Annotated in this window: 13 protein-coding genes; 2 read left to right on the forward strand and 11 right to left on the reverse strand. The window is 34.5% G+C overall.

Annotated features, from left to right (window positions below; all coding sequences use genetic code 11):
- Positions 1–59: 59 nt before the first annotated feature.
- Entirely contained in the window at positions 60–617 is a 558-nt protein-coding gene (locus FNW21_RS12010; RefSeq protein WP_144256994.1) for an acetate uptake transporter, read from the forward strand.
- 76 nt (positions 618–693) lie between these two features.
- On the opposite strand, the gene FNW21_RS12015 is transcribed toward FNW21_RS12010, so the two are convergent.
- The 11 genes from FNW21_RS12015 to FNW21_RS12065 form a co-directional block, all read right to left on the reverse strand.
- Positions 694–1584: a Ppx/GppA phosphatase family protein gene (locus FNW21_RS12015; protein ID WP_144256995.1), complete on the reverse strand. Its 891-nt coding sequence runs from the start codon at positions 1582–1584 to the stop codon at positions 694–696.
- Between the two features lie 44 nt (positions 1585–1628).
- On the reverse strand, positions 1629–3707 hold the full coding sequence (gene ppk1 / locus FNW21_RS12020) for a polyphosphate kinase 1 (RefSeq protein WP_144256996.1): 2079 nt from the start codon (positions 3705–3707) through the stop codon (positions 1629–1631).
- A 2-nt stretch (positions 3708–3709) separates the two neighbouring features.
- Positions 3710–4195, reverse strand: a complete 486-nt coding sequence (locus FNW21_RS12025; protein WP_144256997.1) for a SixA phosphatase family protein — start codon at positions 4193–4195, stop codon at positions 3710–3712.
- A 205-nt stretch (positions 4196–4400) separates the two neighbouring features.
- Positions 4401–5084, reverse strand: coding sequence for a DUF547 domain-containing protein (locus FNW21_RS12030; protein WP_144256998.1), 684 nt, complete (start codon positions 5082–5084; stop codon positions 4401–4403).
- A gap of 74 nt (positions 5085–5158) precedes the next feature.
- Entirely contained in the window at positions 5159–5662 is a 504-nt protein-coding gene (locus tag FNW21_RS12035; protein WP_144256999.1) for a CAP domain-containing protein, read from the reverse strand.
- A 152-nt stretch (positions 5663–5814) separates the two neighbouring features.
- Positions 5815–6459, reverse strand: coding sequence for a pyridoxamine 5'-phosphate oxidase (gene pdxH, locus FNW21_RS12040; RefSeq protein WP_144257000.1), 645 nt, complete (start codon positions 6457–6459; stop codon positions 5815–5817).
- Positions 6460–6602: 143 nt separating this feature from the next.
- Positions 6603–7508 (reverse strand): ribonuclease Z, encoded by a 906-nt coding sequence (locus FNW21_RS12045; protein ID WP_144257001.1) that lies wholly within the window; start codon positions 7506–7508, stop codon positions 6603–6605.
- A gap of 105 nt (positions 7509–7613) precedes the next feature.
- Entirely contained in the window at positions 7614–7946 is a 333-nt protein-coding gene (locus FNW21_RS12050; RefSeq protein WP_144257002.1) for a ribonuclease Z, read from the reverse strand.
- A 6-nt stretch (positions 7947–7952) separates the two neighbouring features.
- Complete coding sequence (locus tag FNW21_RS12055) at positions 7953–8879, reverse strand: aspartate carbamoyltransferase catalytic subunit (protein WP_144257003.1); 927 nt, start codon at positions 8877–8879, stop codon at positions 7953–7955.
- Positions 8880–8881: 2 nt separating this feature from the next.
- Complete coding sequence (gene pyrR / locus FNW21_RS12060) at positions 8882–9433, reverse strand: bifunctional pyr operon transcriptional regulator/uracil phosphoribosyltransferase PyrR (protein ID WP_144257004.1); 552 nt, start codon at positions 9431–9433, stop codon at positions 8882–8884.
- A gap of 136 nt (positions 9434–9569) precedes the next feature.
- Positions 9570–11186: an ABC-F family ATP-binding cassette domain-containing protein gene (locus tag FNW21_RS12065; protein ID WP_144257005.1), complete on the reverse strand. Its 1617-nt coding sequence runs from the start codon at positions 11184–11186 to the stop codon at positions 9570–9572.
- Positions 11187–11455: 269 nt separating this feature from the next.
- Here FNW21_RS12065 and FNW21_RS12070 point away from each other — a divergent pair, with 269 nt between their 5' ends.
- Positions 11456–12205 carry a prolipoprotein diacylglyceryl transferase gene (locus FNW21_RS12070; RefSeq protein ID WP_144257006.1) on the forward strand — a complete coding sequence of 250 codons (750 nt, stop codon included), beginning with the start codon at positions 11456–11458 and terminating at the stop codon, positions 12203–12205.
- Position 12206 lies beyond the last annotated feature (1 nt).

Consider the following 12206-nt stretch of genomic DNA (forward strand, 5'->3'; position numbering starts at 1 on the left):
CCATTATATTTTGGCTTAAAAAAAACATATTTTTGAACAAAACTCTTAATTTAACATCTATGGAAACAAAACTAGCCAATCCAGCACCGTTGGGTCTATTGGGATTTGGAATGACAACAATATTGTTGAACATACACAATATGGGATTTTTCCCAGTAAGTGCCGTCATCATCTCGATGGGAATTTTTTATGGCGGACTTGCGCAAATAATTGCTGGCATTTTTTCTTTCAATCAAGGAAAAACCTTTGCGGGAACAGCTTTTATATCCTATGGATTTTTTTGGATTTCACTAGTTGGCATTTGGCTTTTTCCAAACACAGGATTTGAAATGGCTGGTACAACTCCAACGCCTTTTTTAGGATGTTATTTATTAATTTGGGGACTATTTACTGCCTTCATGTGGTGGGGAACTTGGGGTGGAAGCAAAGTACAACAATTTGTATTCTTGTCCCTTACCTTATTGTTTATACTACTTGCAATTTCAAAATTTACAGGAAATGAAACCATAAATACAATTGCTGGCGCACTAGGTATAGTTTGTGGTAGCAGTGCTTTTTATTTGGCCATGGCCGAACTGCTTGAAGAAGTAAAGAACAAAAAAGTATTGCCGTATTAATATTTTTTTTCAAAATAAAAAAAGGTCACTGTATAGAAAACTATATAGTGACCTTTTTTTTAAACCTAAAACAAACTTAAATTTTGCGATAATACATGGCTTTTACAATACCATCCGAAAGTCCTATTTTAGGCACATAAATTTGTCTGGCGCCACTCCATTTCATGGCATTGAGATAAATTCTGGTGGCCGGAACAATTACATCGGCACGATCGGGATTTAATCCTAATTGTGAAATTCGTTGTTCATAGGTGAGCGAATTCAAATAGGCGTATTGGGAATTTATATAAATATAGGACAAGGGTTTTTCTTGTGTTTTCCCAGACATTTTAAACAATTTATTGATGTTTCCGCCAGAACCTATCAAGGTTACTTCATCATAATCTTTGGTGTTTATTTTGATCCATTTTTCGATTTCATCCCAAACGACATCACAAACCATATCGTTAAGTAAGCGAACTGTTCCCGCTTTGAAGGATCGGGAGTTTATCATTTTTCCGTTAGAAAACAAAGTAAACTCGGTGCTACCACCGCCTACGTCTACAAAAAGATAGGTTTCATCTGTTTTTAATAAATGATGTAAATCCGTTGAGGCGATTATTGTTGCTTCTTTTTTACCGTCAATAATTTCAATTTTTATGTCGGCTTTTTTCTTGATTAATGCTACCACTTCTTTGGCATTATAGGCTTCGCGCATGGCTGATGTGGCAAAAGCCATATAGCGTTCTACTTTATGCACTTTCATCAATAAGTGAAATGCTTTCATGGCATCGCACATTCTTTCGATATTTTCATCGGAGATTTCACCTACCGTAAAGGCGTCTTGACCCAAACGAATAGGTACTCGAACCAAGGAACTTTTGTTAAACTGGGGTTCTTTTCCGTCTTCCTCCACAATATTGGTTATGAGCAATCGCATGGCATTAGAACCAATATCAATAGCCGCATATTTTTTTATACTAATCATTCGCTACTACAATTCATTATATTAATAAAAACCCCTTGTGCCTATTAGCAATCTACTTTTTCTACTGCTTGAACTAGCTTGTTTTGATAATATTTATAGGTTTCTAATTGCGCTCTAAAGATTGGATTACCGTCACGTTGCCTGTATTTATTGTCTAATTCAAACGAATGGAATCGTGCTTTTACGTTTCCTTTCCAGCCCAAATCAAAGTGATCTATCAACTCGTTCTTGATATCTTGATCATAAATAGGACAAGTTACTTCGACTCTACCGTCCAAATTTCGAGCCATAAAATCGGCAGAAGAAATATAAACTTCGGTTAGCCCTGCATTTCCAAAAATATACACTCTGGAATGTTCTAGATAATTATCGACAATACTTATGGCTTCGATGTTTTCGCTCAAGCCTTTTATACCCGGAATTAGAGAGCATATTCCTCTAATTTGGAGTTGAATTTTCACGCCAGCGTTACTAGCTTCATATAATTTATCAATCATTTCAAAGTCAGACAAACTATTCATTTTAAGTTTAATAAATGCTTTTCGTCCTGCTAATGCATGTATAATTTCACGATCCATTAATTTTAAGAATCGGGTTCTGGTATAATGTGGCGAAACAATAAGGTGTTTGTAACGGTGTACTCTATAATTGACATCAAAGAAATCAAAAATTTTAGAAATGTCTTTCAAAATTTGTTGGTGACTGGTAAAAAGGGTAACATCGGTATAGATTTTAGCGGTCGATTCGTTGAAATTTCCTGTTGAAATAAAGCCGTAGCGTTTTATTTTATCATTTTCAAACCGCTCGATAACACATATTTTGCTGTGTACTTTAAGTCCTTTGATTCCAAAAATAAGTTCAATCCCTTCGGTTTTCATTTGCTCTGCGTAGGAAATATTTGAAACTTCATCAAAACGGGCTTGTAATTCAATTTGAACGGTAACTTTTTTTCCGTTTTTGGCGGCATTTATAAGGGAACTAATGACTTGTGAATTCTTGGCCAAGCGGTATAAGGTAATTTTTATAGTAGTCACTTTGGGATCCAAAGCAGCTTCTCGCAAAAATTTTGTGAGGTACGAAAACGACTGATAGGGCGCGTTTAATAAATAATCTTTTTTGCTTATTTTTTCAAGCATACTTCCTTCTAGGTTCAAACCTGGAATGGGCAATGGCATATTGGATTTGTACAATAAATCGAATCTTCCTAGGTTAGGAAAATCCATATAATCCCTGCGATTGTGGTACCTACCGCCAGGAATTATACTATCTGTAGATACAATTTTCATTTTATCAAGGAAAAAATTCAGGGTATCCTCTTCAATTTCTTGGTCATAAATAAAGCGAACGGGCTCTCCTATACGGCGGTCTTTGACACTCAATGAAATTTTTTCGATCATGCTTTTGCTCAAATCGCTATCGATGTCCAACTGGGCATCTCGGGTAATTTTTATCATGTGAGCCGAAACGCTTTTGTAATCAAAAATATTAAAAATACTTTCTAAATTATGCCGAATTACATCATCCAAAAGGATTACATATTGCTTTTCATTGGTCGAAGGTAGTACGACAAATCGATTGATTGTTTTGGGAATTTCAATCACTGCATACCGAATTTCTTCGTTTTTATTCATAACTAATTTTACAGCCAAATAGCCTAAAGTATCCTTTAACAAAGGGAATTCGGCTAAATCATTCAAAATTATCGTAACTAATTCGGGACTTAATTTTTGAATAAAAAAATCTTTCAAATAGTTTTCTTGCTCTTGAGAGATACCGTTTTCATCGATAATGAATATGTTTTCTTTCTCTAATTTGGATTCGATATCCTGAAGAATTTCAAGACTTTCGGTTTGTTGTTGTATTACAATCTCGGTAATGTCGTGCAATAATTGTTCTGATGAAACACCACCCAAATATTTTTCGCCTGATATTCCGGACAAGCTCAACCGCCTGATTGCGGCAAAGCGAACTCTAAAAAATTCATCTAAATTATTAGAAAAAATACCTAAAAAACGCAATCTATCTAATAACGGAACGGTATCATCTGCAGCTTCTTGCAGGACTCTTGCATTAAACGCTAACCAACTTTTTTCTCTATCTATATACTTTTGTTGTGGTACCATTTTTATTTTAAATCTTTGGGGAATATCATTTTATTTATTTTGCCTTTAGCAATTTCGTTCCAATTGGTAACATCAAATTGAAGCGATACAAAACCAGAGGTGGGCACATTATCAATGTAAACATCCCCAAATTTATTAACAAAATTTGTAATAGCCTCATTATGTCCAAAAAGAATAACGCTATCAAAACTATTTTCGCATGATTTGACTGTTTGTTCCAATTGTTTTTCGTCAAAGGTGTAAAGTTCGTCTTTAAAAAGGATACTTTCTATGGGATAAGACAGGTTTTGTGCAAAAATAAGTGCCGTTTCCGAAGCTCTTTCGGCGGTGCTACTCCAAATCAAATAGGTTTTTGGAATCCAACCCAAGCAATGAGTAGAAACTAAATGAGCATCTTGCACTCCTTTTTTTATCAAAGGACGGTCTTTGTCGTGCAAAGGAACTTCCCAACTTGATTTGGCATGTCGCACAATTATTAGATTTTTCATAGCATTCTGGTTTAAAACATCTGTTTAATCAATGAACAAGATACAAAAAGAAAGTGTACTGCTTGGGTTTTAATCTTTAAATAATTATTCTTTTTGACGTATAGAATAATAGTATCATAGCGTAAAAAAAAGAAAGGCTGTCATAACTGACAGCCTTTCTTCATTCAAATAAAAAACTATGTAACCAAAAAATATGAAACCAAAATCAAAGGGAATAATCTAACGTTTTGCTCGTTAAAGAACCAAACTTAAACTTGAGTGTATACGCATTCAAATCTTTATTCAAGGTTTTTCCAATAAGTCGTTTTACACCATTAAAACCGCCAAAATCATTGATATAATACAACAAATATTTTGAAACAAATACATTTTTAGATTCATTTTCTACTGCGGTATCGCTCTTTATAAATGATTTTGTCACAAGAGCTAATTGTTTATCAACATCAGTAACGTTATAAAAATCAAACGGAAAATAGTCTGAATTAGAACTAAATAAAGCAAAATGGATTCTATAATCTACTTTCTTAACCGCTAGTTTTTTTATAAAATTAGAATAAAAAGGATTCGTTATGTAACCAAAACCTATTTTAAACTTGCATTTTCTCAAAATACCATGTTCAATATCATTCAATGACAAGGTGTTTTTGGCCACTTTTATTCGTTTTTGCTTGTAAATTAAACTCGGATTGGTTTGTTCACTAATCATTATCAGATAAAAAGCTTTGTAAATATTGATCCAAAATGTTTTTTTTAAATCATCAGTATTCAAACTAGTATCTAGATTTTTCAATCTAGTGTAATACAATTCTCGTCTTAAAGCGACTGAATCCTCGCCTAATCTTGCTTTCAAAAGCATTTTTTCAGATAGCGTTATATGATAGTTTTCCAAAATCGTGTGTGTTTTTTTAATGTTATTAATTATTAATTCAATACTGTAGTAAATACAACTCTTAAAAAATGAATTTAAATTTTTGCAAATATGTTCGTATAATATTTTTTGCCCGTTGCAGGATCTTCTTTTATGGCAATTCCAAAATGGGTAAAATTACCTTCAATATTATCTTTATGTCCTTGACTTTTCAACCATGCTTCTACAGCAGCTTTTGGAGTTGCATAATTGTAGGCTACATTTTCGGCAACGCTTTTGGCTCCTAGATATTTTACAATACTTTCGGAACGACTTACAAAATCATCGTGATTAACTACATTATTTTTAATCATGTAAACCACATGTTCTTCTGATTTTACAGAAATATAATTGATTTTTTCTAAAGCATTTAAACCTAAACTGATTCTATAAGTATTGATAAGATTCATCGCTTCTAATTCGGAATCATTGTAACTGTAACTAACTAATGTTTGTGGTGAAGAAACAGGAATTACTGACTCTGAACTACCCGACGAACAGGAATTTAAAGCACAAAGCATTGCTACAAGCAACACTGCGCAAAGTAGTCTTGATTTCATACTAATGGTAATTTAAGTTTAAAGTAGATTGTGGGGCAAACAACTTTAATAGTTATACTTTTGTGTGGTAAAAATAATTAAATCATCGCTAAACTACCAAATAAAATCGATGAAATACAATTTTTTATTAATTTATTAAATTATTACTTACATCAAGAAGACAGCCGTTCAATCTTCCAGGAATAATCAGCTTGACTGGTAAAACGGATTCTGTCATGCAATCTATTAGGTCGTCCTTGCCAAAACTCGACTTCAACAGGAACAACCAAAAAACCACCCCAGAAATCTGGTCTAGGAATTTCTTTTCCCAGAAACTGGTTTTCTAATTGTTTTAATTTTTCTTCCAAAAACAATCGGGACGGAATCACCTCGCTCTGTTTTGAAACTATAGCTCCGAGTTTGCTGCCTTCTGGTCGAGAATCAAAATAGCCATCCGAAATGTTCTCGGGTGTTTTTTGAGCAATTCCTTTGATGATTACTTGTCGCTCCATGGTTTGCCAAAAAAAAGACAAACACACATTCGGATTTTCGGTAATAGCCCTACCCTTTTCGGAATTATAATTGGTATAAAAAATGAATCCTTCCTCGGAGAATTTTTTTAACAAAACAACACGCGATTTAGGAAAACCATCTAAACCAATTGTGGCAATGGTCATTGCGTTTACCTCTTCATTACCGCCAAAATCTTCTACCTCATGAAACCATTGGTTAAAAAGATTGATGGGATCTTCCGGAATTGACGTTTCGAGTAATTCCCTTTTATCATACGATTTTCTATAATTGCTTAAATCATTCATTAGCTATTCAATTTATTTTAGAAGTAAAATTAAGGTTCTTTTGTTGTTTAAAAGGCAAAACAAGTCTTAAAATTGGGGTTTTTAGGCACAAAACTGTTTACGACATCATTCCAATTGACTTTCGTCAAAAAAAGGGAAAATGATTAAAATTCAAACAATTTTCCGTCGTCAGCCAAAAGTACGTTAGAAAATAGTAGCGAAGCTTCGGCTTCAAAAAGGGATATATTTTCATAACGGGTAGAATAATGCCCCAAAATAAGTGTTTTGGCATTGGCTTTCAAAGCAATTAATGCGGCTTCTTGTGCTGTGCTGTGCATTGTTTTCTGGGCTAATGCCGCTTCGGATTGCAAAAAAGTTGCTTCATGGTAGAGCACATCCACATTGGCAATTATAGGTACTATACCTTCATTATAAACGGTATCCGAGCAAAAAGCATAACTCTTGGCAGGCTCCGGATCAAAAGATATTTTTTCGTTGATTATAACAGTTCCATCTTCGAGAGTAATGTCGCCACCGTTTTTTATTTTTTGATAATAACAGGTATCAATTTTATAATTTTGAACGGCTTGGAGATTCAGTTTTCGTGCTCCCTTTTTTTCTTGAAATAAAAACCCATTCGTATACACCCTATGTTTTAGAGGAATTGTTCGCACGACAACTTTGCTATCTTCAAAAATAATTTCACTTTCTTTTGATTCTAATTCATGAAAAAACAAACCATAATGAGTCCAAGAATTAGACAATCGCAATTGGATTGTAATGATTTCTTTGATTCCTTTGGGTCCATAAACATGCAAATCCGTAGTACGATTTAACAATGCAAAAGTTGAAATCAAGCCCACCAACCCAAAAAAATGATCGCCGTGCAAATGAGAAATAAAAATATGGTTTATTTTAGAAAACTTGATTTTATTTTTCCGAAGCTGCACCTGCGTACCTTCGCCACAATCTATAAGAAACAAATGATTTTTTATTTCTAACAGTTGTGAAGTAGGATTGGTAAAGGTTCTAGGAGTCGCTGCATAGCAACCAAGTATGGTTAAGTTCATTGTTAGGTATTGGTTCAATGCTATTTGACTTTTAAAAATCAGCTTCTTTGATAGGACTTACACATCCCAAATCAGCAATCGCTAATCTAAAATCTGCAATCAAATTTAAAACCCCAAATCTCTCTCGATTTCCTCCATCTCAATAATATCATGTGCTTCGAGTAACGATGGAACTACCAAGATGGCAGTAGGAACGGCATTAAAATCAATATTGGCAGCCACCAAAACAAATGATTTTTTTGATTTTTTGTGTTTTTTAGACAATTCGTCAAACTGTTTTATCGTGCTTGTCTCCACTGTTTTATCATGAGAAATATCGAGTATCAAATTATGAGATTTGAAACTATTGTATTGCGTGGTTACTTTTATCAAAAAATCTTCTATACTACTTTCGGTATCTTTTATGGTAATGGTATGGCCTTTGGTGTCTACTTTCATAATCGTTTATTGAATTTTTGAAGCTAATAAATAAATGACCGCCATCCGGATAGCAACACCATTTTCGACCTGATTTAAAATCACGGATTGTTGCGAATCGGCTACATCCGATGTGATTTCGACTCCCCTATTAATTGGGCCTGGGTGCATAATGACAATTTCTTTATTTAAGGAGTCGAGCAAAGCCTTATCCACTCCGTATTGCTGCGCATATTCCCGTGTAGATGGAAAAAAATTAACATCCATACGCTCGTTTTGAACCCGCAGCATATTGGCCACATCACACCATTCTAAAGCATTTCGCAAATTAGGTTCAACCGTTACTCCTAGCGACTCAATATATCTCGGAATTAATGTTTTTGGTCCGCATACTTTCACTTCGGCACCTTGCATTTGCAACGCATAAATATTAGAGAGTGCCACTCTGGAGTGCAAAATATCGCCTACAATTACTACTTTTTTACCCGCAACATCACCCAATTTTTCTCGGATAGAATAACTGTCTAATAAGGCTTGAGTGGGATGTTCGTGTGCGCCATCACCTGCGTTAACAATACTCGCTTTTACATTTTGTGATAAAAAATGGGCAGCTCCAGGATTAGCGTGTCGCATAACCACCATATCCACTTTCATCGAAAGAATATTATTTACAGTATCTATGAGCGTTTCGCCTTTTTTGACCGAGGATTGTGCTGCCGAAAAGCTAATTACATCCGCCGATAATCGTTTTTGAGCTAATTCAAAAGAAAGTTTGGTACGCGTGCTGTTTTCAAAAAAAATATTGGCAATGGTAATATCTCGAAGAGAAGGTACTTTTTTTATAGGTCTGTTAATGACTTCTTTAAAATGATCGGCAGTTTCAAAAATAAGGTTAATATCGTTCTTGTTGATATATTTTATTCCTAATAAATGATTTACGCTTAATTCACTCATTTTTATACTTGTTGATTATTGTTGATTAAAAAAACACCATCTTCCACGCCTTGTTCCGCCCAGCATACCTTGACAACTTCGCCGTTTAAGGCATCTACTTGACGGCCTCGATAATCGGGTTGAATAGGCAAATCGCGACTAAAACGCCTATCAATTAAGGTCAAAAGTTCTATCCCCGATGGTCTACCAAAAGATTGTATCGCTGTTAAAGCAGCTCGAATGCTTCGGCCTGTGTACAAAACATCATCTATAAAAATGACTTTTTTATTTTCGACCAAAAAATTAATTTGGGTTTTATTGGCTTCCAATGGTTTATCGGTGCGTCTAAAATCGTCTCTAAAAAAAGTGATGTCGAGATACCCCAAAGCAATATTGGGTACTTGGTACTCGTTCTCTAAAATAGTTTTAAGACGTTCTGCTAGGAAAGTACCTCTTGGTTGTATTCCAATTAAAATGGTATTCGAAAAATCAAGGTGTTTCTCAATTAATTGACAAGCCAAACGGTTTAAAATGATATTGACTTCTTTGGAAGTGAGCAATACTTTTTGATTCATAGTAAAGTTTTGTTTGGGTTGTAAAGATATACTATTTTTTGAAATTTTTAATTTGCTTTTTCTATAAAAAACATCAAAAAAAATCCCGCTACATCGAGCGGAATTTTTAATTTTTAATACCTAATTTTTAATTGCTTTAAGAATACATCTTCGTTCTTAATTCTTGAACGCCTTCGTTATCCAAGTATTCGTCGAAAGTCATATAACGGTCAATCGCTCCTTTTGGCGTCAATTCTACTACTCTATTACCCACGGTTTGGGCAAATTCGTGATCGTGCGTGGTAAAAATTACGGAACCCTTGTAGTTTTTCAAAGAGTTATTAAAAGCCGTAATCGACTCCAAATCCAGGTGGTTTGTGGGTTCGTCTAGCATCAAAATATTGGCTCGTTCCATCATCATTCGAGACAACATGCAACGCACTTTTTCGCCTCCAGATAATACATTACAAGTTTTCAAAGCTTCTTCTCCAGAGAAAATCATTTTCCCCAAGAAACTGCGAATATTTACCTCATCGCGCTCTTCCTCGGTTTTTACCCATTGACGCAACCAATCTACCAACGAATAATCATTCTCAAAAAACGAATGGTTATCACCCGGCAAATACGCCTGATTGGTAGTAACTCCCCAATCGAAAGTGCCAGAATCGGCAGTTTTATTGGCGTTTAATATTTCGTAAAATGCGGTTGTAGCACGCGAATCTTTCGAGAAAAGTACAATTTTATCGCCTTTGGCCATATTCAAATCCACACTTTTAAACAAAACTTCGCCGTCAATAGAAGCGCTTAAATCTTGAACATTCAAAATTTGATCTCCCGCTTCCCGTTCTTGGTCAAAAATAATCGCAGGATAACGACGACTGGATGGTTTAATTTCGGAAATATTCAATTTAGAAATCATCTTTTTACGAGAAGTAGCTTGCTTTGACTTGGCGACATTCGCAGAAAAACGACGGATAAATTCTTCTAATTCCTGTTTCTTTTCCTCGGCTTTCTTGTTTTGCTGTGCGCGTTGTTTGGCCGCTAATTGACTGGATTCGTACCAGAAAGTGTAGTTTCCAGAATAATGATTTATTTTACTAAAATCAATATCCGAAATATGAGTACAAACGGCATCCAAAAAGTGACGGTCATGAGAAACTACAATTACCGTATTTTCATAATTGGCCAAGAAATTCTCTAACCAAGCAATGGTTTCAAAATCCAAATCGTTGGTAGGCTCATCCATAATCAGCAAATCGGGGTTTCCAAAAAGGGCTTGCGCCAAAAGCACACGAACCTTAATTTTTCCTTCCAAATCGCCCATTAATGTATAATGATACTCTTCGGAAATACCTAAATTAGACAGCATTGAAGCCGCATCCGACTCGGCATTCCAACCATTCATTTCTTCAAATTGCACTTGCAACTCCCCTATCCTATCAGCGTTTTCATCGGTATAATCTAAATACAGGGCGTCCATTTCGGTTTTTACTTTATACAAAACCTTGTTGCCCATTAAAACAGTTTCCAAAACGGTATGCTCATCGAACATATTGTGGTTTTGGTTCAAAACCGACATCCGTTTTCCTGGCTCCAAATGAATGTGTCCCGATGTAGGATCCATATCGCCAGCAATTATTTTTAAAAAAGTGGATTTTCCTGCTCCATTGGCACCAATAACGCCGTAAATATTGCCATTAGTAAAAACGGTATTTACTTCGTCAAACAAAATTCTTTTGCCAAACTGAACCGATAAATTATTGATTGATAACATAAGTTGTTTTATAATATTTTGTGCAAAAGTACAAAAAATTGTCGTTTTTTAGAAGCCAAAAAACAACAATTAGTTTAGTAAAACAAAATAAATAAATCGTTCATTTTGTCTTGTTCTTTTCTCCTTTTTCTGCGTTAAAAAATGGTTCAATAGCTCTGCTATTAAAAGATTTTTTGTCTTGAAAAAGAACAAAATAACGTCGTCAAAATTGGAACGCTTTATTTATTTTGTTTTACTTATCTTCACATTTCTATAAAATTTAAGTTTAAATGAAATTTCCTTTTCAGTTTCAAATCTTTGGACACCATTATTATTGGCATTTTATTTTTGAAACATTGGCTTTTTTTATCGGCATTCGGTTGTATTATTTTCAAAAAAGAAAAATACAAGATCCCATATCCGAAATCGACCGCTTGTACATTTTAATCGGTGCCATGATTGGCGCTTTATTGGGTTCGAGAATTATTGCAATGCTCGAAAATCCATCCGAAATTACCCATCAAACGCTATTGATTTTTTATCAAAACAAAACCGTTGCAGGTGGATTTTTGGGCGGATTATTTGGCGTGGAAATCATCAAAAAAAGCATTGGGGTAAAAATTGCATCAGGCGATGTTTATGTCATTCCTATAATCGTTGCGTTATTTATTGGCAGAATGGGTTGTTTTTCGATGGGAATTGCCGAGCCTACTTTTGGAAACGAAACGACACTTTTTACAGGAATGAATTTGGGCGATGGTCTAAGTAGGCATCCTCTGGCCTTGTACGAAATGGGGTTTATGCTTGTTCTTTTTATATTTTTTATATTTTTTAAATTACTAAAAACTAAACTCTTATTCAATGGTGACCGATTCAAACTTTTTATGGTTTTATACTTTTTGTATCGATTTTCTGTCGAATTTATAAAGCCATATCATTCTTTATACTTACATTTGAGCAGCATTCAATGGAGTTCCTTATTTATATTTGGCTATTATTGGAAATTTTTATTGCGTTTAAAAAATTTAAAAAGAGAGTAAA

The sequence above is a fragment of the Flavobacterium restrictum genome (genome assembly GCF_007097245.1).
GTDB lineage: Bacteria > Bacteroidota > Bacteroidia > Flavobacteriales > Flavobacteriaceae > Flavobacterium > Flavobacterium restrictum.

Bases quoted from the DNA above. Each gene is read 5' to 3' on its own strand.
- pyrR (WP_144257004.1), bottom strand. From the start codon at position 9,433: ATGAATCAAAAAGTATTGCTCACTTCCAAAGAAGTCAATATCATTTTA.
- FNW21_RS12015 (WP_144256995.1), bottom strand. From the start codon at position 1,584: ATGATTAGTATAAAAAAATATGCGGCTATTGATATTGGTTCTAATGCC.
- FNW21_RS12055 (WP_144257003.1), bottom strand. From the start codon at position 8,879: ATGAGTGAATTAAGCGTAAATCATTTATTAGGAATAAAATATATCAAC.
- FNW21_RS12010 (WP_144256994.1), top strand. From the start codon at position 60: ATGGAAACAAAACTAGCCAATCCAGCACCGTTGGGTCTATTGGGATTT.
- FNW21_RS12070 (WP_144257006.1), top strand. From the start codon at position 11,456: ATGAAATTTCCTTTTCAGTTTCAAATCTTTGGACACCATTATTATTGG.
- pdxH (WP_144257000.1), bottom strand. From the start codon at position 6,459: ATGAATGATTTAAGCAATTATAGAAAATCGTATGATAAAAGGGAATTA.
- FNW21_RS12035 (WP_144256999.1), bottom strand. From the start codon at position 5,662: ATGAAATCAAGACTACTTTGCGCAGTGTTGCTTGTAGCAATGCTTTGT.
- FNW21_RS12045 (WP_144257001.1), bottom strand. From the start codon at position 7,508: ATGAACTTAACCATACTTGGTTGCTATGCAGCGACTCCTAGAACCTTT.
- ppk1 (WP_144256996.1), bottom strand. From the start codon at position 3,707: ATGGTACCACAACAAAAGTATATAGATAGAGAAAAAAGTTGGTTAGCG.
- FNW21_RS12050 (WP_144257002.1), bottom strand. From the start codon at position 7,946: ATGAAAGTAGACACCAAAGGCCATACCATTACCATAAAAGATACCGAA.
- FNW21_RS12025 (WP_144256997.1), bottom strand. From the start codon at position 4,195: ATGAAAAATCTAATAATTGTGCGACATGCCAAATCAAGTTGGGAAGTT.
- FNW21_RS12065 (WP_144257005.1), bottom strand. From the start codon at position 11,186: ATGTTATCAATCAATAATTTATCGGTTCAGTTTGGCAAAAGAATTTTG.